The sequence below is a fragment of the Actinophytocola glycyrrhizae genome (genome assembly GCF_042653545.1).
Lineage (GTDB): Bacteria > Actinomycetota > Actinomycetes > Mycobacteriales > Pseudonocardiaceae > Actinophytocola > Actinophytocola glycyrrhizae.
Map to the genome: position 1 here is coordinate 330,889 of NZ_JBHSIS010000020.1, position 26,714 is coordinate 357,602.

Genomic DNA, 26,714 nt, shown 5'->3' on the forward strand with positions numbered 1-26,714 from the left:
TGCGCCACGCCATCGCCTGACCTGCGCGGACCGCGGTGAGCTACCTTGGCGCGCATGGCGCGGGACGAACCGGACTGGAGCGACTGGCGGCGGCCCGGGCCCACGCGGTCGCAGCGGCGCGTCGACGTCGGGATCGCGGCCGTCGTGCTGGTCGGCGCGCTGGCCATGACCGTCCTGATCAACAGCATGGGCGCCTTCGCCTTCGGCGCCGCACCCGGGTTGACCGAGCAGCTCATCTGGAGTGCCGCACTGCCGGTCCCGCTGGCCGTGCGGCGCCGGTTCCCGCTCGTCGTGCTCGTCGTGGTCGGGGTGCTGTTCATCGCCGCGCAGACACGTCAGATCGGCGACAACCTCATCCCGTCGATCGTGCTGTTCCTCGCGCTCTACACCGAGGGCGCCTGGCAGCGGAACCGGACGGTGGCGCGCTGGTCGCGGACCGGCGTGATCGTCGTGATGTTCGGCTGGCTCGTCCTCGCGATGTTCCTTTCGCTGCCATGGCCGGACTCGGCGGAGTTCACCTCGGCGGCTGGGCCGCTCGACCCGAGGCTCGCGTCGGTCCTGTACAGCTTCGTGTTCAACGCCATGTTCTTCAGCGCCGCGTACTGGTTCGGCAACCTGGCGTGGCTGTCCGCGCACAGGCAGGCCGAGCTGGCGCGGCGCGCGGACCAGCTGCGGAGGTCGCAGGAGCAGAACACGCGTGGCGCCATCGTCGCCGAGCGGGTGCGGATCGCCCGCGACCTGCACGACGTGGTCGCGCACCACGTTTCGGTGATGGGTGTGCACGCGGGGGCGGCGCGGCGCGCACTGGACAAGGATCCCGGGCTCGCCCGCACCGCGCTGCAGACGGTCGAGCAGACCGCGCGGACCGCCATCGGTGAACTGCGTGGCCTGCTCGGTGTGCTGCGCGCCGAGGACACCGAGGACACCGAGCCGAGGGCGGCGGTGGCCTCGCCGGGGCTGGACCGGTTGCCGGAACTGTTCACCTCGGCCCGCTCGGCGGGACTGGAGGTCCGCCACGGCGTGTACGGTGAGCCGCGCCCGGTGCCCGACGCGGTGGCGGTGTCGGCCTACCGGGTCGTGCAGGAGGCGCTGACCAACGTGGTCAAGCACGCGGGCGCGCGCACCGCGGACGTCCGCGTCCGCTACCTCGACAGCATGCTCGAGGTCGAGGTCACCGACGACGGCCGCGGCGCGACCCACCGGCCGGACGGTCCCGGGTTCGGGCTCGCGGGCATGCGGGAGCGGATCGCGGTGCACGGCGGCGAACTGGAGGCCGGGCCACGCAGGGGCGCCGGCTACCGGGTCCGCGCGAGCCTGCCGGCCGTCGCGGTGCCTGCCACGGAGGACGGTGCGACATGACGCTTCGGGTACTGCTCGCCGACGACCAGGACCTCGTCCGCGCCGGCTTCCGCGTCATCCTCGGGATGGAGGACGACATCGAGGTGGCGGGTGAGGCGGGCGACGGTCTCGCCGCCGTGGACCTCGCCGCCCGGCTGCGGCCCGACGTGGTGCTGATGGACGTCCAGATGCCCGGTATCGACGGCATCGAGGCCACCAGGCGCATCCTCGGCGCGGCCACCTCGGCCGAGGTCAAGGTCGTCATCCTCACCACGTTCGACCGCGAGGACTACCTGTTCGAGGCGCTGCGGGCCGGCGCGAGCGGGTTCCTGCTGAAGAACGCGTCGCCGGAGGACCTGGTCGACGCGATCCGGGTCGTCGCACGCGGCGACGCGCTGCTCTCGCCGGCGGTCACGCGCCGCGTCATCGCACGGTTCTCGGCCGCGGCCCCGCCTGCCCGCGCGCACCGGCCGCCCGAGCTCACCGACCGCGAGTTCGAGGTGCTGGTCCAGCTCGCCCGCGGCGCGAGCAACGCCGAGATCGCGGCGCAGCTGTACCTGGGGGAGGCGACCGTGAAGACGCACGTGTCGCGGGTGCTCACCAAGCTCGGCCTGCGGGACCGCACGCACGCCGTCGTCTTCGCCTACGAGCACGGCATCGTCGCTCCGGGGAGCGCGGAACCGCTGAGGTAGGCCGCGCGGGGGACCCGGTGGTCGGTCGCGCGCCGGATGCGGCGGACCACCGCCGTTGCCTAGCGTTGCGGCATGTTGAAGGTGACGACCATCAGCCGGAGCTTCGGCGACCTCCGCGTGCTCGACGGTGTGTCGTTCGACGTCCGCCCCGGCCGGATGACGGGGTTCCTCGGCGCGAACGGATCCGGCAAGACGACGATGATGCGGATCATCCTGGGGGTGCTGGCCCCGCAGGGCGGCACGGTGACCTGGCGTGGTGAGCCGGTGACCCAGTCGGTGCGGCAGCGGTTCGGCTACATGCCGGAGGAACGCGGGCTGTACCCGAAGATGAAGGTGGCAGAGCAGATCGAGTGGCTCGGCAGGCTGCACGGGCTGAGCACGGAGCAGGCGAAGGCCAACACCGGCCGCCTGCTCGAGCAGCTGGAGCTGTCCACACGGGCGGACGACAAGCTGGAGGCGCTCTCGCTGGGCAACCAGCAGCGCGTGCAGGTGGCCGCCGCGCTGGTGCACGAGCCGGAGGCGCTGATCCTCGACGAGCCGTTCTCGGGGCTGGACCCGATCGCCGTCGACACCGTGCTCGCGGTGCTGCGCGAGCGGGCCGCAGCGGGGGTCCCGGTGTTGTTCTCCAGCCACCAGCTCGCGGTCGTCGAACGCCTCTGCGACGACCTGGTGATCCTCTCCGACGGCCGGATCGCGGCGGCCGGCGCGCGGGAGGAGTTGCGCGCCAAGCACGGGACCGCGCGGTTCGAGCTGGTCGTCGGCACCGACGCCGGCTGGCTGCGGGACCACCCCGGCGTGCGGATCGTCGACCTGGACGGCCCCCGGGCCGTGTTCGACCTGACCGGCACGGACGGCGACCGCGCCGACCAGCAGGTGCTGGCCGCGGCGCTGCGGCGCGACGAGGTGCGCAGCTTCACCCCGGTCGTGCCGACCCTCGACGAGATCTTCAAGGAGGTCATCTGATGGCGGGCACCTCGTTCTCCTCGGCGACGCGGCTGGTCGCCGAGCGCGAGATGAAGGCTTTCCTCGGCACCAAGGGGTTCTGGATCGGCCTCGCCGTCATCGTGGCCGGCATCTTCGCGTTCGCGATCCTGCCCTCGGTGTTCGGCGGCGGCTCCGACAAGGTGGCCGCGGTGGGTACCGAGGTGTCGCGGGAGCTGGCCGGGACCGACCTCGAGGTCCGTGAGGTCGCCGACGTCGCCGCCGCGGAGGAGCTGGTCCGGTCCGGGGACGTCGACGCGGCGGTCGTGCCGGACACCAGCGGCGACGCGCCGGGCGGTGTGCGCGTGGTGGCGCTGGACGACGCGCCGAACGACATCGTCGCCCAGCTGTCCGTCTCGCCGCCGGTCGACCTGCTGGACCCCGCCACGGTGGGGGAGGGGGAGCGGCAGGTCGTGATCATGGTGTTCTCGTTGCTGTTCCTGCTGTTCGGCGTCGGCGGGACCGCGATCGCGCAGAGCACGGTCATCGAGAAGCAGACCCGCATCGTGGAGATCCTGGTCGCGACGATCCCGGTGCGCGCGATGCTCGCGGGCAAGATCGCCGGGCACGCGCTGCTGACGCTGGGCCAGGTCGTGGTGATCGCGATCGCCGCGCCGATCGCGCTGAGCATCGGCGGGCAGACCGAGTTGCTGGCCGTGATGGCGCCCGCGCTGGGGTGGTTCGTGCCGTTCCTGTGCCTGGGTTTCGTGCTGCTGGCCGCGATGTGGGCGGTGACCGGCTCGCTGGTGAGCAGGCAGGAGGACCTCGGGTCCACGATGGGGCTGGTCATGATGCTGGTGATGGGCCCGTACTTCGCGGTGATGTTCTTCTCCGACAACGCGACCGTGATGACCGTGCTGTCCTACGTGCCCTTCTCGGCGGCGATCGCGATGCCCGTCCGGCTGTTCGCGCAGGAGGCGCAGGTGTGGGAACCGCTGGCGTCGCTGGGTTTGCTGGCCGTGTCGGTGGTGCTGATCGTCCTGCTGGCGAGCAGGCTGTACACGGGTTCCCTGCTGCAGACCGGCGGCAAGGTCCGGCTGTCGAAGGCATGGGCGCACGGCGACTGACGGGCCGGGAGACCGGCCCCGGGGGTGCCGGGACGGAGGCGAGCCTGTCTGCCGGGCTCGCCTCCGCGGCCGTCGCGGCCCCGCGGTCCGCTGGCTGAGCGGACGGGCCGCGGTCAGCCCGTGACCACGTCCCACGCCGCGTCGGCACGCTCGGCCACCGCGACCAGCGTTGCCCGCGACGCACCGTCCCGCGCCTGAACCGACATGCCCTGCATGACCGCGTTGTAGAAGGCGGCGACCCCGGCCGCGTCGGCCCCGGCAGGCACGTCGCCCTCGGCGATGCCGCGTTCGACCCGGGCCCTGAAGAGACCTTCCATGCCCCTGCGGCGTTCGGCGAGATGGTCGCGCACGGCCTGGCTGCGGTCGGTGTACGTCGTGGCCGCCAGCACGATCATGCAGCCCCTCGGGTTGTCCGGCTCGGTGTAGGCGACGGCGTTCGCGCGCAGGGCTCCCACGATCGCGGCCCGCGCGGTCGGCCCGGCCGTCAGCGCCGCCATCGCCGCCGCTCCCTCGGTCTGCTCGTAGAGGGCGACCGCCTCGCGGAACAGCTCCTCCTTCGACCCGAACGCGGCGTAGAGGCTGGGTGAGTTGATGCCCATGGCCCTGGTGAGGTCGGCCATCGCCGCGCCATCGTAGCCGTGCTCCCAGAACACCGTCATGGCGTCCCGGAGCGCCGCGGCGCGGTCGAACGTTCGTGGTCTGCCCCGGCCGGCCATCACGAGCCATCCATTTCTGTATCGAGTGACACAAAAGTCATTGACATCCGTAGCGTACGCCGGGCACGGTGTTTATGTATCAATCGGCACAGAAATGAGGAACGATGCCAGAACTGGCAGGCAGGGTCGCGCTGGTGACCGGTGGGAGCCGCGGGATCGGGGCGGCCGTCGCCGTGCGGCTCGCGGAGCTCGGCGCCGACGTGGCGATCACCTACGTCACCGCGAAGGACCACGCGGACGAGGTGGTCGAGCGGATCGCCGACCACGGCGGGCGCGCGGTCGCCATCGAGGCCGACAGCACCGACGCCGACGCGGTCGTGCGGTCCGTCGACCGGACGGCGGCCGAGTTCGGCGGGCTGCACATCCTGGTCAACAACGCCGGGGTCTTCCCGTTCGGCCTGATCGACGACACGCCGCTGGCGGAGGTCGACCGCACGCTCGCGATCCACGCCCGCGCGACGTACGTGGCCAGCCAGGCCGCGCTGCGGCACATGAGCGCGGGCGGCCGGATCGTCTCCATCGGCAGCAACCTCGCCGAGCACGTGCCGTTTCCCGGGGTGGCGCTGTACGCGATGACCAAGTCCGCGCTGACCGGGTTCACCAAGGGCCTCGCCCGCGACGTGGGTCCGCGCGGCATCACGGCGAACGTCGTGCACCCCGGTTCGACCGACACCGACATGAACCCGGCCGACGGCGACGGCGCCGACGGTCAGCGCGCGCTGATCCCGCTCGGCCACTACGGCGAGGCGACCGACATCGCGAACACCGTCGCGTTCCTCGCCGGGCCAGGCGGCCGCTTCGTGAACGGCGCGAGCATCACCGTCGACGGCGGCACGAACGCGTGACCGCCCTCACGGTGCGGTGACCGCGTCGGTCTCCACCGCGGTCTTCAGGTGCGCGAGGCCGTCCTGGAGCCTGCGGGCCGGGCTGGCGCCGAGGAGCGCCGCGACCGCGTTGCCCACAACGCCCGTGACGGGGTTGCAGGTCAACCGCACCTGTACGCGAGTACGGCCCACACCGACCGGGTCGAGCCGCAGCGTGCCCGCGTGGGCGAGGCGCTGGCCGTCGCGGGTCTGCCACGAGAGCCATCTGCCCTCCTCGCGCGCGGTCTCCTCGGCGTCGAACCCGACGGGCAGCCCGCCGGGACCGCGGATCTCCCAGTGGGACAGCCGCCCGTCCTCGGACCGGTCGACCCGGAGCACGTCCGGCATGATCGCCGCGAAGTTGCCGTAGTCGCCGACCACCGCCCACACCTGCTCGGGCGTGGCCGTCACGCACACCGCGGCCTGGTGCGTGACGGCCTCCCGGCCCGCGCCGACGCCGGTGACCCGGCGCAGCGGGAGGTTGGCCACCGCGCGGGCGCCGACGGCCGCGCCCGTGCCACGCAGGGCCCACGCCAGCGGCGCGGGCGCGCGGCGGGCGGCCAGCAACGTGCCCGCGGCCGCCGTCCCCGCCAGGAGACGTGTGCTCGGCGACCAGTGCCGTGAGCGGGGCACCCGGCCCGCGCCCTGCAGAGCCGAGACACCGGCCGTGTCGGCGTGGGTGGTCCATGCCGCGGTCACGCCGTGGACGCCGGGCACCCGCCGCAGTGCGCGGCGCGTGCGGCCCGCCTCGCCCGCGAGGACGTCGCCGGTGAGCGTGACGTGGCCACCGTCGACGTCGACCCGCACCGCGTGCGGATGGCGGACGTGTCTGCCCAGTTCGGACCGCAGCCGTTCATGGAGGACGTCGTCCTCGACGCGGCGCCCCGCCACGAGGTAGCGGGCGGTGGCGAGCACCCCGTGCCCCCGGCTCGCCAGGTCGTGCCCGAGGGCGCGCCGACCGTGACCGATCCTTCTGGCGACGCGCATGGCCCGGCCCCGCAGCCGCGTACCCATCACGATCAGCTCCCTTCCCCGTGCCGCTCTCCCGGGGCGTACCGCGGGAGCGACCGGGGCAAACGCGGTGCGGGCACGTGCCACGTTGACTGGTCCCGACCACGAGGACGTGCACGGTGCGGGACCTTGTCCTGGGTCGTGCGGTGCTGCCCCGGTTGCGGAACCGGCGCCGACCGACGCGGTCGGCCGCAACCCTCACCGGCTCACGGGGATCCGGAGCGTCCACGACATCGCGCGGCCCGACAGTTCCGTCCTGGACAGTGGCGGCACGTCGATGCGCCAGAACGACGCCGGTGTGCCCGCGATCGCCCGCACCACAGCGGCCTTGATCACCGCCGGGGTGGTGATCGCGACGATGCGGTGGTGGTCGCGGGGGAGTGCGTCGAGCCAGCCACCGACGCGCGCCAGCAGGTCCTGTGTGGACTCCCCGCCGTGCGGGGCGGCGGCCGGGTCGGTCAGCCACGCGTGCACGGCCGCCGGATCGGACGCGGTCACCTCGTCCAGGGTGCGGCCGCGCCAGGCGCCGTAGTCGCGGTCGCGCAGGCCGTCGTCCTGGTGCGGAGTGAGTCCCAGCGCTGCCGCGGTCTGGCGGCACCGGGTGTGGGGAGCGCACAGCACCAGGTCCGCCCTCGGCGGGTCGGGGACGGGAGCCGGGTGCTCGAGTGGCTCGTCGGCGGGAAACGCCGCACGGCGGGTCGCGGACGTCGCGCCGTGGCAGACGAGGACGAGGCGAGTGGTCATTCTCCTCCTGCCTGTGGCAAGGGATCGATGAGGAATCGACGAGGGATTGACAGGGCTGACGCTGCTGAATACGTTGCGAGAGACCTGATGGTACGAGGAAGCCGGTGAGAACCCGGCACGGTCGCGCCGCTGTGTGTGCCCACGGGCACGAGTCAGACCCTCCGCCATCGCAACGCTCCACTGACCGGGCCGCACGAGCCCGAGGAGGCGACATGTCGCAGGCCGCGCACGCGCCCATTCCCATCGACATCCCCGCGATACCGACGATCCCGGTCCGGCAGATCCTGCCGTGGGCGGTGTTCGCGGGGTTGCTGCTGCTCATCGTCATGTACTTCGTGAGCACCGAACAGGGCGCCCTGTCCGTGTTCGACGGCACCTACCTGCACGAACTCGTGCACGACGGCCGGCACCTGCTCGGCTTCCCGTGCCACTGAACGGCATGCGCGCCCTGCTCGTCGCCGGTCTGCTCGCCGGCCTGATCGGCGGTGTGCTCGCGTTCGGGTTCGCCGCGGTGGCAGGAGAACCGCCGGTCGAGGTCGCCATCGCCATCGAGGAGCAGGGCACGGGCGGCCACGACCACGGCGAGAGCGGCGGCCACGACCACGGCGCCGAGGTGGCCGAGGTGAGCCGCGACGTGCAGAGCACCTTCGGGCTCGCGATCGCCACCTGCGCGTTCGGCGCCGCGCTCGGCGGGTTGTTCGCACTCGCTTTCGCGTTCGCCAACGGGCGGATCGGCACGCCGACCCCCCGTGCCACCGCGTGGACCGTGACGGCGGTCGGGTTCGTCGCGTTCGCGTTCGTGCCCTACCTCGTCTACCCGCCGAACCCGCCCGCGGTCGGGCAGGCGGAGACGATCGGTGAACGGACCGCGGTCTACTTCGCGATGGCCGGGTTGTCGGTCGTGCTGGCGGTGGTCGCGGTGCGGGTGAGTGCCCGGTTCTCCTGGCTCGGGCGGGTCGGGGCCGGGATCGGGTACGTGGCCGCGGTCGCGGTCGTCGCCGCGCTGCTGCCCGCGTTCCACGAGGTGCCGGACGACTTCCCGGCGCAGACGCTGTGGGAGTTCCGGCTCGCCTCCCTCGGCACTCAGGCCGTGTTGTGGTCGACGATCGGGGTCGTGTTCGCCGCGCTGCTCGACCGGGTGGCGCAGCGGGAGACGAAGCGTGCCACGGAAGCCGGGCTCGCGGCCGGGTGAGTGTGCACATAGGACGCGTGGTGGCGCGGACCGGCGAACCCGTCCGCGCCACCGCGCCACCGCCACGCAGGCTCGTCGCCGTGGGCCGGGGTGACGGTGGTGCGGTGGAACTCGTGTCCGGTGAGCCGGGTGCCCGCCGGGTGCAGCACCGAGTCGTGCGGTGCCACCACGTCGCGGTAGCCGAGCGTGAGACCGCCCGTCATGGTCGCGTCCGCGGGCAGCAGCCCGCACATCGGGTGCCCGTCGAGTGACCGGGTGAGGTACAGCATGCCCGCGCACTCGGCGTGCACCGGCACACCGGCCGCGGCGACCGCGGAACGCAGTTTCGTGTTGGCGGACAGTTCGGCCGCGTACTGCTCGGGAAACCCGCCCGGCAACACGATTCCGGCCGTGCGGTCCGGCAGCACGGTGTCCCGCAACGGGTCGACGACCGCGACCTCGGCGCCCGCGGCACACAGCAGCTCGGCGTGTTCGGCGTAGCCGAACGTGAACGCCGGCCCGCCGGCCACCGCCACCACCGGCTTGCCTGGCACTGCTGTGATGTCCGGCTCCCACGGCGCGAAACCACCGTTCGACTGTGCCAGGTGGACGATCGCGGCCAGGTCGACGCCCGCCGTGACGAGGTCGGCCATCGCGGCCACCGCACGCACGGCGGCCGGTCCGTGCTCCGCGGCGGTCACCAGCCCGAGGTGGCGCGAGGGCACCTCGACCGCCGCGTTCCGGTGCAGCACACCGAGCACGGCCAGCCCGACTTCCTCGCACGCGTCCCGCAGCACCGCCTCGTGCCGTGCCGACCCGACCTGGTTGAGGATCACCCCGGACAGCCGCACACCGGGCCGCCAGGTGCGGAACCCGTGCAGCAGCGCGGCGATGCTCGAACCGTGGCCCCGCGTGTCGACCACCAGGACGACCGGTGCGCCGAGCAGCCCGGCGACGTGCGCGGTCGACCCGAACCCGTCGGCGCCGACCTTCCCGTCGAACAGGCCCATGACGCCCTCGACGACCGCGAGGTCCGCGCCCGCCGACCCGTGCGCGAACAACGGGCCCACCAGGGACTCGCCGACCAGCACCGGATCGAGGTTGCGGCCGGGACGGCCCGCCGCGATCGTGTGGTAGCCGGGGTCGATGTAGTCCGGGCCGACCTTGAACGGCGCCACCCGGTGCCCCGCCCCGCGCAGCGCGGCCATCAGACCCGTTGCCACGACGGTCTTCCCGCTGCCGGACGACGGCGCCGCGACGACGAGCGCCGGTGTCACCACTCGATCCCCTTCTGGCCCTTGGCTCCGGTGTCCATGGGGTGTTTGACCTTGGTCATCTCGGTGACGAGGTCCGCGGCCGCGACCAGCTCGGGTGCCGCGTCGCGGCCGGTGATCACCACGTGCTGGTGTCCGGGCCGGTTCGTCAGCGTCTCGACCACCTCGCCCACGTCGACCCACCCCCACTTCATCGGGTAGGTGAACTCGTCGAGCACGTAGAGGGTGTGGCGTTGCTCGCGCAACCTGGCGCTGATCTCCCGCCAGCCCTCGCGGGCCGCCTCCGCGTGGTCGACCTCCGTGCCGGGTTTGCGGGACCACGACCAGCCTGCGCCCATCTTGTGCCACTCGACCGGACCGCCCTGGCCGGTCCGCTCGTGCACCTCGCCGAGCGCGAGCAACGCGGTCTCCTCGCCCACCTTCCACTTGGCGGACTTGACGAACTGGAACACCCCGACCGGCCAGCCCTGGTTCCATGCCCGCAGCGCCAGCCCGAACGCGGCGGTCGACTTGCCCTTCATCGGCCCGGTGTGGACGATCAGCAGCGGGCGGTTGCGGCGCTGGCGGGTGGTGAGCCCGTCGTCCGGGACGGCGTCCGGTTTTCCCTGGGGCATCAGGCGGCGCTCCGTGCCGCGCGCACGACGCCGGTGACGTGGTCGGCGGACAGTTCGTCGAGCCGGACGTGCGCCCCGGCGATGGCCGTCGCGAGCCGCGCGGGGATGCCGAGCCGCACCGGGCCGTGTTCGCAGTCGACGACGACGCTCGCGACCCCGTCGGCGGCGAGCAGTCCCGCAGCGCGCAGCGCGTCGGCCACCGGGTCGGCGCCGGAACGAAGCGGCACGGTGGCCCGCCCGTCGGTGACGACCACGAGCAGCGGACGGCGGCGGGGATCCCGCAACCGTTCGGTGACAAGGGTCCGGTGTGCGCGGAGCAGCCCGTCCGCGAGTGGAGTGCGGCCGCCGGTGGTCAGGCGCCGCAGCCGGGCGACCGCCGCGTCGACCGACGACGTCGGCGGCAGCACCAGCTCGGCGCCGTCGCCGCGGAAGGTGACGAGGCCGACCTTGTCGCGCCGCTGGTAGGCGTCGAGGAGCAGGGCGAGCACCGCGCCCGTGACCGCGGACATCCGCTTGCGCGCCGCCATCGACCCGGACGCGTCGACGGCGAACAGGACGAGGTTGCTCTCCTTGCCTTCCCGCACGGCGCGGCGCACGTCGGTGCGCCGCAACAGGATGCCGGCACCGGTGCGACCGCGGGCGAGCTGGTGCGGTGCCGCCGCGGCGAGTGTCCCGACGAGGTGCAGGCCGTGCCCGTGGCCCTGGGTCGCACGCAGCGTGCGGCCGAACCCGGAACGCGCGCGGGACCGGCGCCCCGGCGCGCCCTCGCCGATGCCGTCGACGGACAGGAGCCTGGCCCGGTAGGCCGGATCGGGAACGGCGGCGGGCCGGGTGGGTGCCTGGTCGCCACCACCGGCACTGTCCTGCCGGCCACCGTCCGCGACCGGACCGTCCACTTCGGAGTCCTCGGGGCGGTTGCCGGAGCCGGGGCCGCCGTCGGGATCGGGTGGGTCCGGCTCCGCGTCGCGCAGCGCCTGCTGGAGCTGCTCCTCGTCGATGCCGGGCTCGTCGAACGGGTCGCGGCGCCTGCGGTGCGGCAGCGCGAGCCGGGCCGCCGCCTCGACGTCCCGCGCGTCGACCTCGTCGCCACCACGCCACGCGGCGTGCGCGACGGCGGTGCGCGCCACCACGAGGTCGGCACGCATGCCGTCCACGTCGAACGACGCGCACAGCGCCGCGATCCTGCGCAGCTCCGGATCGGGCAGCCGCACCGCGGCCAGCACGGCACGGGCGGCGGCGATCCGCTCCGCCAGCGCGGTGTCCTCGGGCGCCCACCGTGCCGCGAACCCCGCCGGGTCGGCCTCGAACGCGAGCCGTCGGCGGATCACCTCGGCGCGGGCGTCGACGTCGCGTGCCGCGGCCACCTCGACGGTGAGCCCGAACCGGTCGAGCAGCTGCGGCCGCAGCTCGCCCTCCTCGGGATTCATGGTGCCCACCAACAGGAACGAGGCCGCGTGCGACACCGACACCCCGTCCCGTTCGACGTGCGCCCGGCCCATCGCGGCGGCGTCGAGCAGGAGGTCGACGAGGTGGTCGTGCAGCAGGTTGACCTCGTCGACGTACAGCACACCGCGGTGCGCGGTGCTGAGCAGACCGGGCTGGTAGGCGCGAACCCCCTCGGTCAGCGCGCGTTCCAGGTCAAGTGAACCGACGAGCCGGTCCTCGGTGGCCCCCACCGGCAGCTCGACGAGCCGGGCGGGCCGGGTGACGGCGGGACCGTCGTGGGGTGCGTCCGGGCACGCGGGATCCGGCGCGGCCGGGTCACAGCTGAACCGGCAGGCGTCGACGACGGTGACGGCCGGGAGCAAGGCGGCGAGCCCCCGTACGACGGTCGACTTCGCGGTGCCCTTCTCACCACGCACGAGAACCCCGCCGATGGTGGGGTGGACGGCGTTGAGCAGGAGGGCGAGACGAAGGTCTTCGTGGCCGACGACGGCCGAGAACGGGTAGCCCGCGGTCATGCGCGATCCTTCCCCGGGTCCGCGCCCGAGTCGGTCTGCAGCGGGGGCCGAGTGTCTGGCTCGCCGGATCGCTCCGGCTCACAGTGGCGGGACCGCACCAGATTCGCGCTGGTTTCCTCGCACACCTCGCTGTTGGTTCTCTCGCATCGTGTCAGACACCGCGCGGAAAGTCGATTACGGTGCCGGTTCGTGGAACCCATCACCGTGGTCGGGATCGGTGCCGACGGCTGGGCCGGGCTCGCGGAACCGGCCAGGAACGCCGTGGCCCGCGCCGAGGTCGTCGTCGGCAGCGCCCGGCAGCTCGCGCTGCTGCCGGACTCGGTTGCGACGCGGGTCACGTGGCCGTCGCCGATGCTGCCCGCCGTCGAACCGCTGCTCGCCGAGCACAGCGGGCGGCGGGTGTGCGTGCTGGCGAGCGGCGACCCCATGTTCTTCGGCGTCGGCACCACCCTGGTGCGGCTGTTCGGTGCGGCCGCGCTGCGGGTGTACCCGCACCCGTCCTCGGTGTCGCTCGCGTGTGCGCGGCTGGGCTGGCCGGTGGACGACGTCGACGTCGTGAGCCTCGTCGGCCGTCCCGTCGAGTCGCTGATCGCCCTGCCACACCGCAGGATGCTGGTGCTGAGCGCGGGCGCGGACACGCCGGGTGCGGTCGCCGCGCTGTTGCGCGATCGAGGGTTCGGGCCGACCGCCATGACCGTCCTCGACGACCTCGGCGGCCCGGCGGAACGCAGGCACGACGGCACCGCCGCCACGTGGTCGGCCGAGACGGGCCCGCTCAACGTGATCGCGCTCGACTGCCGCGCCGCACCCGGCGTCTCGCCACTCGGCCGCACCCCCGGCCTGCCCGACGACGCCTACGACCACGACGGCCAGCTCACCAAGCGCGAGGTCCGCGCGATCACGCTGGCCGCGCTCGCCCCGCTGCCGGGACAACTGCTGTGGGACGTCGGCGCGGGCTCCGGCAGCGTCGCCATCGAGTGGCTGCGCACGCACCCGTCGTGCACCGCCGTCGCCGTCGAGTCCCGGCCCGAGCGCGCGGAACGGATCCGGGCCAACGCCGGCCTGCTCGGTGTCCCCGCGCTGCGGGTCGTGCCGGGCCGGGCCCCCGGCGCGCTCACGGACCTGCCGCGACCGGACGCGGTGTTCGTCGGCGGCGGGCTGACCGGTGCGGGTGTCGTCGAGGCGTGCTGGGCGGCGCTGCGCACCGGCGGGCGGCTCGTGGCGAACGCGGTGACACTCGAGTCGGAGGCCGTGCTGACCCGCTGGCAGGCCGCGGTGGGTGGCACGCTGACGCGGATCGAGGTGAGCCGGGCCGCCCCGGTCGGCGGGTTCACCGGGTGGAAGCCGATGATGCCGGTGACACAGTGGCAGGTGGCGAGAGAGGCATGAGCTTGCGAGTGGATGGTGGAGGTGGCGACGCATGACGGTGCACTTCGTCGGGGCCGGACCCGGTGCTGCGGACCTGATCACGGTGCGGGCACAGCGGCTCATCGCGACGACGCCGGTGTGCCTGTACGCGGGCAGCCTGGTGCCGCCCGAGGTGCTGGCCGGCTGCCCGGCGGGCGCACGGCTCGTCGACACCGCCGACCTGACGCTGGACCGGATCATCGCCGAGCTGGTCGCGGAACACCGGCGCGGCAACGACGTGGTGCGGTTGCACTCCGGTGACCCCTCGGTGTTCAGCGCGGTCGCCGAGCAGGCACGGCGCCTGGACGCCGAGGACGTGCCGTACGAGATCGTGCCCGGCGTGCCCGCGTTCGCGGCCGCCGCCGCGACCCTGGGCCGGGAGCTGACCGTGCCGGGGGTCGGCCAGACGGTCGTGCTGACCCGCATCTCCGCGCGCGCCACCGCGATGCCGCCGGGGGAGGACCTGGCCTCGCTGGGCCGGACGCGGTCGACGATGGTGCTGCACCTGGCCGTGCAGCGGATCGACCAGGTCGTCGGGGAGCTGCTGCCGAACTACGGGCCGGACTGCCCGGTCGCCGTGGTGGCGTACGCGTCGCGACCCGACGAGGTGGTGCTGCGCGGCACGCTCGCCACGATCGCCGGCCAGGTCCACGAGGCCGGGGTGAAGCGCACCGCGGTGATCATCGTGGGCGACGTGCTCACGGCGGAGGGTTTTCCCGACTCCCACCTGTACTCGAAGGCGCGCGCCCGGCAAGGCGACCGGCCCGGTCGATGACCAGCACGTCCACGTCGACCGGTGCCCCGGCCAGCACGGCAAGGGCTTCGGTACGGGCGGCCTCCGCGACCCGGTCAGCGAGCGGCACACCGGCCGCCCGCGCGAGCTGCAGCGCCTCCATCGCGGTGTTGGCGGTCGCGAGGTGAGGCAGGCCCGCCCGTTGTGCGAGACGGTCGAGATTCACCTGCGACCGTCCCGAGTGGAGGTCGAGGTGCCCGTCCGCGAGCTTGGACAGCTTCGCGAACCCGCCCGCGATCGTGAGCCGGTCCACGGGGTGGCGGCGCAGGTACTTGAGCGCCGCGCCCGCGAAGTCGCCCATGTCCAGCAGCGCGTCCTCGGACAGCCCGTACAGCTGCGCGACGGCCTGCTCCGACGTGCTGCCGGTGCACGCGGCGACGTGCCGGTGCCCGGCCGCCCTGGCCACGTCAACGCCGCGGCGGATGCTGTCGATCCACGCGGAGCACGAGTAGGGGACCACCACGCCGGTCGTGCCCAGAATGGACAGTCCACCCATGATCCCGAGGCGCGGGTTCCAGGTGTGCCTCGCGAGTTCCTCCCCGTCGTCCACGGCCACCTCGACGATCACGTCGAGGCCGCCGACCTCGGCCACGGCCGCGCTGATCAGCTGCCGGGGAACGGGGTTGATCGCCGGTTCGCCGACGGGCAGCGGCAGCCCCGGCTTGGTGACGGTGCCGACACCGGGGCCCGCGCGGAACGTCACGCCGCTGCCCGGCGGGCCACGGCGGACGGTGGCGCGGATCGTGGCGCCGTGCGTGACGTCCGGGTCGTCACCGGCGTCCTTGACGACCGCCGCCATGGCCGCGTCGCCGGTGAGCGCGGTCTGGGACAGCGCGAAGGCCGGGGTGTGGCCTTTGGGGAGCACGATCGACACGGGGTCGGGGAACTCGCCCGTGAGCAGCGCGGTGCACGCGGCCTTGGCGGCCGCGGTCGCGCAGGCGCCGGTGGTCCAGCCACGGCGCAGAGGAGTGCCCACGGGGCAAGCCTGCCACCGCACGGGGCCGCGGTCAGCTCCACCCACCTGACGAACCCGATTGAACGGTCCATTCAACCGCTCAGGGGGACCCCCGGTTTTCACGCTACCAGCGGGCACCGACAATTCCGGTGGCCGCGGCGGCGAGGCGGTCGTGCCGGTCGGCTGTCGGGGGTGTGTTGGTGAACCGCTGTGTCGCGATCCTCGGTGGGACCGGGGAGGCCCGCCTCCTGGCCGGACAGCTGGCCGGACAGCGGGGCACCCGGGTCGTCTCCACGCTCGCCGGGCGGGTGCGGCGACCCCGCATGCCGGCCGGTGAGGTGCGGGTCGGCGGGTTCGGGGGGCCGCAGGGGCTCGCCGACTGGCTCGTCGCCGAGAAGGTCACCGCCGTCGTGGACGCCACGCACCCGTTCGCGGAGCGGATCAGCGCCGCCGCGGCGAAAGCCGCCCACTACGCCGGGATCCCGCTGGTGCTGCTGCGGCGGCCCGGCTGGCGGCCGGGCCCCGGCGACGACTGGCACTGGGCCGACTCGATCACCGAGGCCGCGGCGATGCTGCCGGGCCTGGGCAGGCGCGTGTTCCTCACCACCGGCCGGCAGGGGCTCGCCGCGTTCGCCCGATCCGACCGGTGGTTCCTGATCCGCTGCGTCGATCCGCCCGGCCTGCCGCTCCCCGCCCGCAAGGAGCTGATCCTGTCCCGTGGTCCGTACACGGTGGACGGTGAGCGGGCGCTCATGACCGGCCACGACATCGACCTGCTCGTCACCAAGGACTCCGGCGGCGACCACACCGTCGCCAAGCTGACCGTGGCGCGCGAGCTCGGGGTGCCGGTCGTGGTGGTGCGCAGGCCCGCGCTGCCGGCCGTGCCGGTGGTCGCGACCGTCGAGGAGGCCCTCAGCTGGCTGGGTAGTGCCGCGGGGTGAACACCCGCCGCGTGCCGTCCGGCAGCTCCGTGGTCCGCGTCCGCGACGAGCCGACGATCAGCAGGCACCGCATGTCCACGGTGGCGGGATCGAACTCCGCCAGCGCCACGACCTCGACCGCCTCCTCGGGGCCGCCGACGTCCCGGCCGATGATCACCGGTGTGTCCGGCGAGCGGTGGTCGAGCAGCAGTTCCTTCGCCGCCACCAATTGCTCGCGGCGGCTGCGGGACGCCGGGTTGTAGATCGCGATCACGAAGTCCGCCGCCGCGGCCGCCGCCAGCCGGGACGCGATCACGTCCCACGGCTTGAGCCGGTCCGACAGCGACAGCGTGCAGAAGTCGTGTCCCAACGGCGCACCGGCGCGGCTCGCCACCGCCTGCGCGGCGGTCAGCCCCGGCACGACGCGCACCGGCACGTCCGCCCACCTCGGGTCGTCGGCCACCTCGAGCACCGCGCTCGCCATCGCGAACACCCCGGGATCACCGGAGGACACCACGACCACCCGCGACCCGCCGCGCGCCAGCTCCAGCGCGAGCGCCGCCCGCTCGGCCTCGACGGTGTTGCCGGAGGAATGCCTGCGCTGCCTCGGGTTCGGCGGCACCCGGTCGAGGTAGGGGCCGTAGCCGACCAGGTCGTCCGCCCAGGCCAGCGCTTCCTGCGCCGCCGGGGTGAGCCACGGCCGCCCGGCCGGACCGAGCCCGACCACCGCGACCGCACCGCCGGACGCCGCCCCGGCGGTGCCGTGCGGTGCGGGCGCCGGCCCGGCCGCCAGGCCACTCGGCAGCAGTGCGAGCGCGAAGTACGGCACCGAGTCCGGGTCCACCTCGGACAGCGGCGCGACCCGCTGCGTCTCCCACGTCGCCCGCTCCACGTACCGGGCCTCGTCCAGCCTGCCCGCGTCGGTGAGCGCCTTGCGCACCTTCTCGAAGTTGCGGCCCAGCTTCAGCACCGCGGCAGGACCCGGGCCGGACAGCCGGTCGGCCAGCACCTCCGGCGGCAGTGTGCCGGGCAGCACGGTGAGCACCTCCTCGCCCTCGACGAGCGGTGCCCGCAGCACGGCGGCGGCACCGCTCACCGACGTCACGCCCGGCACGACCTCGGTCGGGTAGCGCCCGGCGAGGCGGGTGTGCATGTGCATGTAGGAGCCGTAGAACAGCGGATCGCCCTCGCACAGCAGCACCACGTCCCGGCCCGCGTCGAGGTGCGTGGCCAGCTTCGCCGCGCTTTCGGTGTAGAAGTCCGCGATCGCGCCCCGGTAGCCGCCGGGGTGGTCGGTGGTCTCCACGGTCAGCGGGTAGACCAGCTGCTCCTCGATCTGGTCGCCGCGCAGGTGGGCGGCGGCGACGCCGCGTGCGATGCTGTGGCCGTGCCGCGCGCTGTGGTAGGCGACGACGTCCGCCGCCTCGATCAGCCGCGCCGCCTTGAGCGTGATCAGCTCCGGGTCGCCGGGGCCGAGGCCGACGCCGTACAGGGTGCCCGTGCTCATTCCGCCTCGCTCGCGATCGCGTTGACGGCGGCCACGGCCATCGCGCTGCCGCCCCGCCTGCCGTGCACCACCAGGTGCGGGAGCACCGAAGCGGCGAGCGCCACTTTGGACTCGGCCGCGCCGACGAACCCGACCGGCAGGCCGAGCACCGCCGCGGGCCGGGGTGCGCCGGCGGCGAGCAGTTCGATCAGCCGGAACAACGCGGTCGGTGCGTTGCCGACCGCGACGACCGCGCCACCGAGCCGGTCACCCCACAGGTCCAGCGCGGCGGCACTGCGGGTGGTGCCCAGTTCCGCCGCCAGTGCCGGCACGCGGGGGTCGGACAGCGTGCACACGATCTCGTTGCCCGCGGGAAGCCTGCCCCGGGTGATGCCGGACGCGACCATCTGCGCGTCGCACAGGACCGGTGCGCCCGCGAGCAGCGCGGCGCGAGCCGATGCGACCACGCCCGGGGAGAAGGCGACGTCGGTGGCCAGGTCGACCATGCCGCACGAGTGGATCATGCGGACCACCACCCGCTCGACGTCCGCCGGGAACGCGGCGAGGTCCGCTTCGGCGCGGATGGTCGCGAACGAGCGCCGGTAGATCGCCGCGCCGTCGCGGAGGTAGTCGATCGCGTCCGTCATCGGTCTCCTCGCGTCATCACGTACCCGTCCCCGTTCGCCACCACGTCCAGCACCTCGCCACGCGGCCGTCCGCAGCGCCGGCCGCACCCCGACCAGTGCACCGGCACCTCGACCCCGGCCACCGGCCGCGCGTCGGCCAGCACGTCGGCGAGTGCCTTGGCACAGCCCGGCCGCCCGACGCACGCGGTGACCCTCGGCGCGCCAGGGTCGAGGAGCAGCCCGGCAGACCGTAGCCCTTCGGTGGCCGGTGCCGCATCGGCCAGATCGGCGACCACCACCGCCCGCCACGGCGTCACCACCAGCGGTGCGCCGGTGTCGGCGAGCGCGGCGGCCTGTGCACGGTTCAGCCAGCCGAGCGGCGCGCCAGCGACGAGCGCGGTGCGCCCGTCCGCCTGCGCGGCCGGGCCGAACGGGGTGGCCGGAACTGGTTGCGGCGCCACGGGTTCCGCCACCGACGCGCCGAGCCGCGCGGCGACACGCCGACGCGCCCGGTCGGCCAGCTCGGCGAGTCGCCACTCGTCCGCGCGTTCGGTCAGGAACGCCTCGGCGCAGGCGAGCATGAGAAGGATCACGTCCCCGATGGGCACGCGCAGCCCGCTGTCGGTGCCACCCAACAGGATCGCGGCGGTCCCCGGGGTGGTCGCGAGCGCGGCGACGTCCGCACCCAGCCACGCGACGTCGCCCCGGCCATCGTCGAGCGCGAACAGGAACCGCCCTGGAAGCCCTGCCAGCCCGGCGTTTTCCCGCAGCGCGGCGTCCAGTTCGGACACGAGCGGCCGCACGTCGGCGAGTCCGGCGGTGTCGCGGCCGGTCAGGGGAGACGCCATGATGTTGCGCACCTTGTCGTGCGTCGCCGACGGCAGCAGCCCGGCGGCGGACAGGCGCGCCGCGAGTTCGGTCTCCGCGCCGTCGTCGAGCCCACGCACCTGCAGGTTCGCCCGCGACGTGAGTTCCACGCTGCCGTCGCCGAGTTCGGCCGCGCCCCGCGCGACCACGCGGAACGCCTCGGCGGACAACTGTCCGCCCGGCACCCGGATCCGCGCCACCCCGCCGTCGGCGGCACGGTGCACGGCAAGCACGCCAGGACAGGCATCCATCTGACGGTTCCGGATCGGCACGATCCGAATATAGAGTTCTTTTGTGATCCTGCTCCTCTCCACCTCCGACACCGACCTTCTCTCCGCGCGTGCGAGCGGCGCCGGATACCGGCTCGGCAACCCCGCGCGGCTCGCGGCGGCCGATCTGCCGGACCTCGTCGACGGCACCGACCTGGTCGTCGTGCGCCTGCTCGGCGGGCGCCGGGCGTGGGAGGAGGGCCTGGACGCGCTGCTCGCCGGACCGCGGCCGGTCGTGGTGCTGGGTGGTGAGCAGGCGCCGGACGCCGAACTGATGGAGCTGTCCACCGTGCCCGGCGGGGTGGTCGCGCAGGCGCACGCCTACCTCGCGCACGGCGGCCGCGACAACCTGCGTGAGCTGTCCCACTTCCTGTCCGACACGGTGCTGTTGACCGGGCACGGGTTCGCGCCGCCCGTGCCGACGCCCGGGTGGGGCAGGCTGGAGCGCACGGCGCGGCGCACCGAGGGCCCGACGGTCGCGGTCCTGTACTACCGCGCGCACCACATGGCGGGGAACACCGCGTTCGTGGAGACCCTCTCGGCCGCGATCGAGGACGCGGGCGGGCAGGCGCTGCCGGTGTTCTGCGCGTCGCTGCGCACCGCGCCCGACGAGCTGATCTCGTTGCTGGGCAAGGCGGACGCGCTCGTGGTCACCGTGCTCGCGGCGGGTGGCACCACCCCGGCCGCCGCGTCGGCGGGCGGGGACGACGACGCGTGGGACGTCGGTGCGCTCGCCGCGCTCGACGTGCCGGTCATCCAGGGGCTGTGCGTCACGTCGAGCCGCGCCGCGTGGGCGGACAGCGACGACGGTCTGTCCCCTTTGGACACCGCGACGCAGGTCGCGGTGCCGGAGTTCGACGGGCGGCTCATCGCGGTCCCGTTCTCGTTCAAGGAACTCGACGCAGACGGGCTGTCGGTGTACGTGCCGGACGCCGAGCGGGCCGCACGGGTCGCGGGCATCGCCGTGCGGCACGCCGCGCTGCGCCACACGCCGACGGGGGAGCGGAAGGTCGCGCTGATGCTGTCGGCGTACCCGACGAAGCACGCGCGGATCGGCAACGCGGTCGGTCTCGACACCCCGGCGAGCGCGGTTCGGCTGCTGAACGCCATGCGGGAACGCGGCTACCACGTCGGCGAACTCCCCGGCATGGCGAACGGCGACGGCGACGCGCTGATCCACGCGCTCATCGAGGCCGGCGGGCAGGACCCCGACTGGCTCACCGAGGGGCAGCTCGCCGGGAACCCCGTCCGCATCAAGGCTTCCGAGTACCGCGACTGGTATGACACGCTGCCCGCCGGCCTGCGGGAGTCGATCGAGCGGCACTGGGGCCCGCCGCCCGGCGAGCTGTTCGTGGACGACGGGGACATCGTGCTCGCCGCGCTGCCGGCAGGCAACGTGGTGCTGATCGTCCAGCCACCGCGCGGGTTCGGCGAGAACCCGGTCGCCATCTACCACGACCCGGACCTGCCACCGAGCCACCACTACCTCGCCGCCTACCGGTGGATCCGGCACACGTTCGGCGCGCACGCGATGGTGCACCTCGGCAAGCACGGCAACCTGGAATGGTTGCCGGGCAAGAACCTCGGCATGTCCGCCTCGTGCGCGACCGACGCCGCGCTCGGCGACCTGCCGTTGATCTACCCGTTCCTCGTCAACGACCCCGGCGAGGGCACGCAGGCCAAGCGGCGCGCGCACGCGGTGCTCGTGGACCACCTGGTGCCACCGATGGCCCGCGCCGAGAGCTACGGCGACATGGCCAGACTGGAGCAACTGCTCGACGAGCACGCGTCGATCGCCGCCATGGACCCGGCGAAGCTGCCCGCCGTCCGGGCGCAGATCTGGACGCTCATCCAGGCCGCGAAGCTCGACCACGACCTCGGGATCAGCGACCGCCCGCACGACGCCGAGTTCGACGACTTCCTGCTGCACATCGACGGCTGGCTGTGCGAGGTGAAGGACGCGCAGATCCGCGACGGGCTGCACGTGCTCGGCGCCGCGCCGACCGGCGAGGCGCGCGTCAACCTGGTCGGGTCGATGCTGCGGGCCCGGCAGGTGTGGGGCGGCAACGCGAACGCGCTGCCCGGCCTGCGGGAGGCGTTGGGGCTGGCGGAGGACGGTTCTTCCGCACGGTCCGATGTGGACCGCATCGAAGAGCTGTCCACCGCTCTGGTGTCCACGATGGAGTCCCGGGGCTGGGCGACGGACGCGGTTCCCTCGGTGTGCGAGGAGGTGCTCGGCCGCGTCGAGCCCGCCGTCGCCGACGTGCTCACGTTCGCCGCCGCCGAGGTCGTGCCCCGGCTCGCGCGGACGACCGACGAGATCGACAACGTGCTGCACGCACTCGACGGCGGCTACGTCCCGGCCGGGCCGAGCGGCTCGCCCCTGCGTGGTCTGGTCAACGTCCTGCCCACGGGCCGGAACTTCTACTCGGTCGACCCGAAGGCGATCCCGAGCAGGCTCGCCTGGGAGACCGGGCAGGCGATGGCCGACTCGCTGCTGACCCGCTACCGCACCGACACCGGCGAGTGGCCGGAGTCGGTCGGGCTGTCCATCTGGGGCACGTCGGCGATGCGCACGGCGGGCGACGACATCGCCGAGGTGTTCGCGCTGCTCGGGGTCCGGCCGGTGTGGGACGAGGCGTCCCGCCGCGTGAGCGGCCTGGAGGTCGTCCCGCTCACCGAGCTGGGCCGTCCCCGGATCGACGTGACGGTGCGGATCTCGGGCTTCTTCCGGGACGCGTTCCCGCACGTGGTCTACCTGATCGACGACGCGGTCGGGATGGTCGCCGCGCTGGACGAGTCCGACGAGGACAACCACGTGCGTGCGCACGTGCGGTCGGACCTGGACGACCACGCCGACGAACGCCGTGCCACCACCCGGGTCTTCGGCTCCAGGCCCGGTTCCTACGGCGCCGGTCTGCTCCCGTTGATCGACAGCCACAACTGGCGTGACGACAGCGACCTCGCCGAGGTGTACGCGGTGTGGGGCGGGTTCGCCTACGGCCGGGACCTCGACGGCGCACCGGCCCGCGAGGACATGGAGGCCGCGTACCGGCGGATCGCGGTGGCGGCGAAGAACACCGACACCCGCGAGCACGACATCGCCGACTCCGACGACTACTTCCAGTACCACGGCGGGATGATCGCGACCGTCCGCGCCCTGACCGGTCGCGCCCCGGCCGCCTACATCGGCGACAGCACCCGCCCGGACGCGGTCCGCACCCGGTCGCTCACCGAGGAGACCGCCAGGGTGTTCCGGTCCAGGGTGGTGAACCCGAGGTGGCTCGCCGCGATGCGCAGGCACGGCTACAAGGGCGCGTTCGAGCTGGCGGCGACGGTCGACTACCTGTTCGGCTACGACGCCACCACCGGCGTCGTGAGCGACTGGATGTACGAGCAGCTCGCGCAGACCTACCTGCTCGACGAGGAGAACCAGAAGTTCCTGACCGAGTCGAACCCGTGGGCGTTGCACGGGATCGCCGAGCGCCTGCTCGAGGCGGCGGAGCGCAAGCTGTGGGCGGAGCCGGACGCGGACACGCTGCGTGCCGTGCGGGCCCTCTACCTGAAGGCGGAAGGCGACCTCGAGTCCGGCACCTGATCTGGTGCCGGTGGTCACGGCCCGCTGAGCCGCCAAGGGTGATCGAGGTCACGGGTGCGAGGTCCGCCACACCGGGAGCCCGGCCGGGCACGGCATCCGCGGACGCGGAATGCTGCGTGGCATGGAGTTCCTCATGAGCCGGATGATCCTGCACCCGCGCGATCCCGCCACGACGCTCGCGTTCTACCGCGACACGCTGGGGCTGGCCGTGTACCGCGAGTTCCCCGGCGGGACGGTGTTCTTCCTCGGCAACGGGTTCCTCGAGGTGTCCGGCCGAGGGGAGACCGGCCCTGGGCCGGACGTCGTGCTGTGGTTGCAGGTCCGTGATATCACGGAGACCGCACGGCAGTTCACCGAGCGCGGTGTTCCGGTCGAGCGTGGACCGGAGAAGGAGCCGTGGGGGCTGGTGGAGATGTGGGTCCGGGACCCGGACGGGCTGCGGATCGTGGTCGTCGAAGTGCCCTCCGACCACCCGATACGTCGCGACCAGCGGCGGATATCCTGATTCGTCAGGAATTCGTCAGGTCCGCGGGGTGCCCGTGCGACAAGGATGGGGCCGACAGGTCGTCGACCGAGAGGCCGCAGGTTGTACCGCTACGAGCAGCATTGTCCGGTCGCGCGCGCCGCGGAGGTGGTGACCGAGCCGTGGACGCTGCTGGTGCTCCGCGAGATGCTGCGCGGCGCAGAACGTCGTGCGGACATCGCGCGTGGCGTGCCCAGGATGACGGCGAGCCTGCTGACGACCCGGCTGCGCACGCTCACCGCACACGGACTGGTCGTCGAGGTGCCGAACAACTCGCGGGAGAAGCGGTACCGGCTGACCGAGGCCGGGCGGGGCCTGCGGCCGATCGTCGACCAGCTCGGCCGGTGGGGCCAGCGCTGGCTGGCCCCACCGGGTCTGCGCGACCTCGACGCCGACGTGCTCCTGCGCGACATCTGCGCACAGATACCACCGGACCGGTTCCCGGCACGCAGGCTGACGGTGGCCGTCTCGGTCACCGACGCGCCCGGCACGAGCCAGTGGTGGCTCGCGCTGTCCCCGTCCGGCGCCACCGTCCACCCAGGAAAGCCCGCCAGACAGGCCGACGTGCGGCTCGCGTGCACGCTGAGCGGCCTCGCAGGCGCCTGGCTGGGACGGCAAAGCTGGCTGCGTGCGGCCAGGGACCACACCGTCGTGTTCACCGGCGCGCCGGACGCGGTCCGCGCGGTGCTCGCCTGCGTCGGGGTGAGCCGGTACGCGAGCAGGGAGACAGCGTGACCCTTCCGTTCGCCGACCAGTCCACGCTGATCATCCCGACCCCCGGCGTACCGACGCCGGACGAGGTCCAGGTCTGGATCCAGGAGACGCTGGCCGAGGTGCCCGCCGTCCCCCGGCTGCGGTCCACGCTCGTGGTCGAGGAACTGCTCGCCAACGCGCGCCTGCACGCGCGGCCGCCGTACGTGCTGCGGGTGGCGCTGGACCACACCAGGCGGGCACTGCGGGTCTTCGTGGAGGACTGCGCGCCGCACAGCGGCGGCTCGTGGCGGACCGGCAGCGGGCTGGCGCTGGTCGACGGGCTGTCGCGGGGCTGGGGTGTGGAGCGGCGTACCCGCGCCAAGACGGTGTGGGCGGAGGTCGCGCTGTGACCACCGAGCACGACCGGAGCCCGGCGTACGGCGCCTGGCCCACGGCCGTGGCGATCGAGGTGCTGCTGCTGTGGCCGCGCGGCGTGGCCGGCCATCCCCCCACGGTCGAGGAGGCCGGGCTGTGGCCGGTGTTCGCGATGGTCGTGACCGAGCCCGCCGACCAGGAGGTGGGCAGCGCCCGGCCCCTGTTCGGCCTGCTGGACCGGCCACGGGGCGACGACGAGATGACGGTCGTCGCGGCGGACGCGGCGTGGTCGATCCTCGACGAGGGCAACGCACTGCTCGGCCTGACCGTGCGGGGCACGGCGCCGGTCCGGTTCGGTATGCGGGTCCTGCTGCCCTCGGCCAGGGTGCTCGGCGTCCTGGACGTGGTCGCCCGCGGTGCGACCATCGGCATCACCACCCGCGACCGCGCCGCCCGGCTGCGCGACCGCGTGGACATCCGCACCGCGCTGCGCGACCTGGTGCTGCTGAGCTGCCCGCCGTCGGTCGAACTGGCCGCGCTCGCACACACCCTGCTCGCCGCGCGGGACGGGGAACACTCAGCGTGAGTGCGCGGCGCCGCGCGGTGGCACGAGCACGGGCAGCAGAGCCCAGACCGTCTTGCCCGCCACCGCGCCACCGGCGTCCCGGGCCTGCTCGACACCCCACCGCGGGCACATGCCGCGCACCAGGCGCAACCCCCTGCCAAGCGGCCACGCGTCCGCCCGGCCGGGAGAGCTGTCGGTGACGGCCAGCCGGATGATGTGGCCGGCGGAGCGGTCCGCGACTCGCACCCGGTACGGCGGCGCCGCGTGGTCGAAGGCGTTGGCGACCAGTTCGCCGAGCACGAACGCGGCCTCCCGGATCACGCCCGGTGTGCAACCATCGAGCGGCGCGCGCAACCATGTGGACAGCGCGGCGCGGAAACCGGGGTCGACCGTGGCGAGGCGGATCTCCGTCGGCAGGCGTCCCACCACGCCGGGTGCGGTGTCGGTCACCTCGACATCCTCGCCGCGCCCGAGCCAGCGAAACCTGACGAACGGCTGACGATTCAACATGACGACCACCTTGTTGCTCGTCGAGGACGACGCGCGGATCCGGGAGGCGCTGCACCTGGCGATGGCCGACGAGGGCTTCCGGGTGATCGAGGCCGCGACCGGCGAGGACGCGCTCGCCCGGCTCGCGCAGGACGGGCCGGAACCCGACGTCGTGCTGCTCGACCTGATGCTGCCCGGCATGGACGGGCTCACGGTGTGCGCCCGGATCCGGGAACGCGGCGACCTGCCGATCATCATGGTGACCGCGCTCACCGGGCCGAACGAGGTGATCGCCGGGCTCGAGGCCGGGGCCGACGACTATGTGACGAAACCGGTCGACGCCGGTGAGCTGAGCGCCAGGATCCGGGCACTGCTGCGCCGGTCCAGGGCAGGCGACCCGGACGTGCCCGCGGTGGCTGACCTCGGTGACCTCAGCGTGCGGGTCACCGAGGGCCGGGTGCTGCGCGACGGCGAGGAGGTGCCGCTCACCAAGACCGAGTTCCGGCTGCTGTGCGCGCTGGTGCTGGCCGGTGGCGCCGTGGTGACGCGGGAACAGCTGCTGGAGCGGGTGTGGGAGTACGGGTACTTCGGGGACACGCGGCTGCTGGACGTGCACGTCCGCAGGCTGCGCCGCAAGATCGAGCCGGATCCCGGGCGGCCGACGCACGTGGTCACCGTCCGGGGCGTCGGCTACCGCGCTGGCACACCGTGAACGG

General features: G+C 73.7%; 27 protein-coding genes and 1 riboswitch. Of the genes, 16 read left to right on the forward strand and 11 right to left on the reverse strand.

Features of this window, described 5'->3' with window-relative positions; all coding sequences use genetic code 11:
* Window positions 1–54: 54 nt before the first annotated feature.
* From ACFPCV_RS29805 to ACFPCV_RS29820, 4 genes are all read left to right on the forward strand, one after another.
* Window positions 55–1,359, forward strand: a complete 1,305-nt coding sequence (locus ACFPCV_RS29805) for a sensor histidine kinase (protein ID WP_378059703.1) — start codon at window positions 55–57, stop codon at window positions 1,357–1,359.
* A complete protein-coding gene (locus tag ACFPCV_RS29810; protein ID WP_378059704.1) occupies window positions 1,356–2,030 on the forward strand; it encodes a response regulator in 675 nt (224 codons plus the stop codon). The genes ACFPCV_RS29805 and ACFPCV_RS29810 overlap by 4 nt, the downstream gene beginning before the upstream one ends.
* A 72-nt stretch (window positions 2,031–2,102) precedes the next feature.
* A complete protein-coding gene (locus ACFPCV_RS29815; RefSeq protein WP_378059705.1) occupies window positions 2,103–2,993 on the forward strand; it encodes an ABC transporter ATP-binding protein in 891 nt (296 codons plus the stop codon).
* A complete protein-coding gene (locus ACFPCV_RS29820) occupies window positions 2,993–4,078 on the forward strand; it encodes an ABC transporter permease (protein WP_378059706.1) in 1,086 nt (361 codons plus the stop codon). Before ACFPCV_RS29815 ends, ACFPCV_RS29820 begins: the two co-directional genes overlap by 1 nt.
* Before the next feature lie 113 nt (window positions 4,079–4,191).
* Here the strand turns inward: ACFPCV_RS29820 and ACFPCV_RS29825 are convergent, their stop codons facing one another.
* A complete protein-coding gene (locus ACFPCV_RS29825; protein ID WP_378060050.1) occupies window positions 4,192–4,794 on the reverse strand; it encodes a TetR/AcrR family transcriptional regulator in 603 nt (200 codons plus the stop codon).
* Between the two features lie 104 nt (window positions 4,795–4,898).
* Between ACFPCV_RS29825 and ACFPCV_RS29830 the strand changes: the two genes are divergently transcribed.
* Complete coding sequence (locus ACFPCV_RS29830; RefSeq protein ID WP_378059707.1) at window positions 4,899–5,639, forward strand: 3-oxoacyl-ACP reductase family protein; 741 nt, start codon at window positions 4,899–4,901, stop codon at window positions 5,637–5,639.
* A 6-nt stretch (window positions 5,640–5,645) separates the two neighbouring features.
* On the opposite strand, the gene ACFPCV_RS29835 is transcribed toward ACFPCV_RS29830, so the two are convergent.
* Together ACFPCV_RS29835 and ACFPCV_RS29840 are read right to left on the reverse strand one after the other, a co-directional pair.
* Window positions 5,646–6,671, reverse strand: a complete 1,026-nt coding sequence (locus tag ACFPCV_RS29835) for an SRPBCC family protein (protein WP_378060051.1) — start codon at window positions 6,669–6,671, stop codon at window positions 5,646–5,648.
* 195 nt (window positions 6,672–6,866) lie between these two features.
* Window positions 6,867–7,412 (reverse strand): histidine phosphatase family protein, encoded by a 546-nt coding sequence (locus tag ACFPCV_RS29840; protein ID WP_378059708.1) that lies wholly within the window; start codon window positions 7,410–7,412, stop codon window positions 6,867–6,869.
* Between the two features lie 212 nt (window positions 7,413–7,624).
* Here ACFPCV_RS29840 and ACFPCV_RS29845 point away from each other — a divergent pair, with 212 nt between their 5' ends.
* Complete coding sequence (locus ACFPCV_RS29845; protein ID WP_378059709.1) at window positions 7,625–7,846, forward strand: CbtB domain-containing protein; 222 nt, start codon at window positions 7,625–7,627, stop codon at window positions 7,844–7,846.
* A 5-nt stretch (window positions 7,847–7,851) separates the two neighbouring features.
* Window positions 7,852–8,604: a CbtA family protein gene (locus ACFPCV_RS29850; protein WP_378059710.1), complete on the forward strand. Its 753-nt coding sequence runs from the start codon at window positions 7,852–7,854 to the stop codon at window positions 8,602–8,604.
* On the opposite strand, the gene ACFPCV_RS29855 is transcribed toward ACFPCV_RS29850, so the two are convergent.
* Genes ACFPCV_RS29855 through ACFPCV_RS29865 form a run of 3 tightly spaced genes read right to left on the reverse strand, consistent with a single transcriptional unit; the run spans window position 8,496 to window position 12,432 of the window.
* A complete protein-coding gene (locus ACFPCV_RS29855; protein ID WP_378060053.1) occupies window positions 8,496–9,860 on the reverse strand; it encodes a cobyrinate a,c-diamide synthase in 1,365 nt (454 codons plus the stop codon). The two genes, ACFPCV_RS29850 and ACFPCV_RS29855, sit on opposite strands and share 109 nt — an antisense overlap.
* Window positions 9,857–10,471 carry a cob(I)yrinic acid a,c-diamide adenosyltransferase gene (gene cobO, locus ACFPCV_RS29860; protein WP_378059711.1) on the reverse strand — a complete coding sequence of 205 codons (615 nt, stop codon included), beginning with the start codon at window positions 10,469–10,471 and terminating at the stop codon, window positions 9,857–9,859. The genes ACFPCV_RS29855 and cobO overlap by 4 nt, the downstream gene beginning before the upstream one ends.
* Window positions 10,471–12,432, reverse strand: coding sequence for a putative cobaltochelatase (locus tag ACFPCV_RS29865; protein WP_378059712.1), 1,962 nt, complete (start codon window positions 12,430–12,432; stop codon window positions 10,471–10,473). Before ACFPCV_RS29865 ends, cobO begins: the two co-directional genes overlap by 1 nt.
* 28 nt (window positions 12,433–12,460) lie before the next feature.
* Window positions 12,461–12,609: riboswitch (cobalamin riboswitch) on the reverse strand.
* Between the two features lie 12 nt (window positions 12,610–12,621).
* On the opposite strand from ACFPCV_RS29865, the gene cbiE reads away from it, so the two are divergent.
* Window positions 12,622–13,821 carry a precorrin-6y C5,15-methyltransferase (decarboxylating) subunit CbiE gene (cbiE, locus tag ACFPCV_RS29870; RefSeq protein WP_378059713.1) on the forward strand — a complete coding sequence of 400 codons (1,200 nt, stop codon included), beginning with the start codon at window positions 12,622–12,624 and terminating at the stop codon, window positions 13,819–13,821.
* 31 nt (window positions 13,822–13,852) lie between these two features.
* Complete coding sequence (gene cobM, locus ACFPCV_RS29875; protein ID WP_378059714.1) at window positions 13,853–14,614, forward strand: precorrin-4 C(11)-methyltransferase; 762 nt, start codon at window positions 13,853–13,855, stop codon at window positions 14,612–14,614.
* On the opposite strand, the gene ACFPCV_RS29880 is transcribed toward cobM, so the two are convergent.
* Window positions 14,538–15,608 carry a cobalt-precorrin-5B (C(1))-methyltransferase gene (locus ACFPCV_RS29880; protein ID WP_378059716.1) on the reverse strand — a complete coding sequence of 357 codons (1,071 nt, stop codon included), beginning with the start codon at window positions 15,606–15,608 and terminating at the stop codon, window positions 14,538–14,540. The two genes, cobM and ACFPCV_RS29880, sit on opposite strands and share 77 nt — an antisense overlap.
* Before the next feature lie 179 nt (window positions 15,609–15,787).
* Here ACFPCV_RS29880 and ACFPCV_RS29885 point away from each other — a divergent pair, with 179 nt between their 5' ends.
* Entirely contained in the window at window positions 15,788–16,528 is a 741-nt protein-coding gene (locus ACFPCV_RS29885) for a cobalt-precorrin-6A reductase (protein ID WP_378059717.1), read from the forward strand.
* Here the strand turns inward: ACFPCV_RS29885 and ACFPCV_RS29890 are convergent.
* From ACFPCV_RS29890 to ACFPCV_RS29900, 3 genes are read right to left on the reverse strand one after another with little or no spacing between them, the layout of a single operon-like run.
* Window positions 16,500–18,014 carry a precorrin-2 C(20)-methyltransferase gene (locus ACFPCV_RS29890; protein ID WP_378059719.1) on the reverse strand — a complete coding sequence of 505 codons (1,515 nt, stop codon included), beginning with the start codon at window positions 18,012–18,014 and terminating at the stop codon, window positions 16,500–16,502. The genes ACFPCV_RS29885 and ACFPCV_RS29890 overlap by 29 nt on opposite strands.
* Window positions 18,011–18,640 carry a precorrin-8X methylmutase gene (locus tag ACFPCV_RS29895; protein ID WP_378059721.1) on the reverse strand — a complete coding sequence of 210 codons (630 nt, stop codon included), beginning with the start codon at window positions 18,638–18,640 and terminating at the stop codon, window positions 18,011–18,013. Before ACFPCV_RS29895 ends, ACFPCV_RS29890 begins: the two co-directional genes overlap by 4 nt.
* Window positions 18,637–19,758: a precorrin-3B synthase gene (locus tag ACFPCV_RS29900; protein WP_378059723.1), complete on the reverse strand. Its 1,122-nt coding sequence runs from the start codon at window positions 19,756–19,758 to the stop codon at window positions 18,637–18,639. The genes ACFPCV_RS29895 and ACFPCV_RS29900 overlap by 4 nt, the downstream gene beginning before the upstream one ends.
* A 22-nt stretch (window positions 19,759–19,780) precedes the next feature.
* On the opposite strand from ACFPCV_RS29900, the gene cobN reads away from it, so the two are divergent.
* From cobN to ACFPCV_RS29925, 5 genes are all read left to right on the forward strand, one after another.
* Window positions 19,781–23,353 carry a cobaltochelatase subunit CobN gene (cobN, locus tag ACFPCV_RS29905; protein ID WP_378059724.1) on the forward strand — a complete coding sequence of 1,191 codons (3,573 nt, stop codon included), beginning with the start codon at window positions 19,781–19,783 and terminating at the stop codon, window positions 23,351–23,353.
* Window positions 23,354–23,474: 121 nt separating this feature from the next.
* Window positions 23,475–23,858 (forward strand): VOC family protein, encoded by a 384-nt coding sequence (locus tag ACFPCV_RS29910; RefSeq protein WP_378059725.1) that lies wholly within the window; start codon window positions 23,475–23,477, stop codon window positions 23,856–23,858.
* Window positions 23,859–23,987: 129 nt separating this feature from the next.
* The gene (locus ACFPCV_RS29915) at window positions 23,988–24,611 is read left to right on the forward strand and encodes a winged helix-turn-helix transcriptional regulator (RefSeq protein ID WP_378059727.1); all 624 of its coding nucleotides are present in this window, start codon (window positions 23,988–23,990) and stop codon (window positions 24,609–24,611) included.
* Window positions 24,608–24,979 carry an ATP-binding protein gene (locus tag ACFPCV_RS29920; protein ID WP_378059729.1) on the forward strand — a complete coding sequence of 124 codons (372 nt, stop codon included), beginning with the start codon at window positions 24,608–24,610 and terminating at the stop codon, window positions 24,977–24,979. Before ACFPCV_RS29915 ends, ACFPCV_RS29920 begins: the two co-directional genes overlap by 4 nt.
* Window positions 24,976–25,530: a hypothetical protein gene (locus tag ACFPCV_RS29925; protein ID WP_378059730.1), complete on the forward strand. Its 555-nt coding sequence runs from the start codon at window positions 24,976–24,978 to the stop codon at window positions 25,528–25,530. Before ACFPCV_RS29920 ends, ACFPCV_RS29925 begins: the two co-directional genes overlap by 4 nt.
* Here the strand turns inward: ACFPCV_RS29925 and ACFPCV_RS29930 are convergent.
* Window positions 25,522–26,019 carry an ATP-binding protein gene (locus ACFPCV_RS29930; protein ID WP_378059731.1) on the reverse strand — a complete coding sequence of 166 codons (498 nt, stop codon included), beginning with the start codon at window positions 26,017–26,019 and terminating at the stop codon, window positions 25,522–25,524. The two genes, ACFPCV_RS29925 and ACFPCV_RS29930, sit on opposite strands and share 9 nt — an antisense overlap.
* Between ACFPCV_RS29930 and ACFPCV_RS29935 the strand changes: the two genes are divergently transcribed.
* Complete coding sequence (locus tag ACFPCV_RS29935; protein WP_378059732.1) at window positions 26,018–26,710, forward strand: response regulator; 693 nt, start codon at window positions 26,018–26,020, stop codon at window positions 26,708–26,710. The two genes, ACFPCV_RS29930 and ACFPCV_RS29935, sit on opposite strands and share 2 nt — an antisense overlap.
* Window positions 26,711–26,714 lie beyond the last annotated feature (4 nt).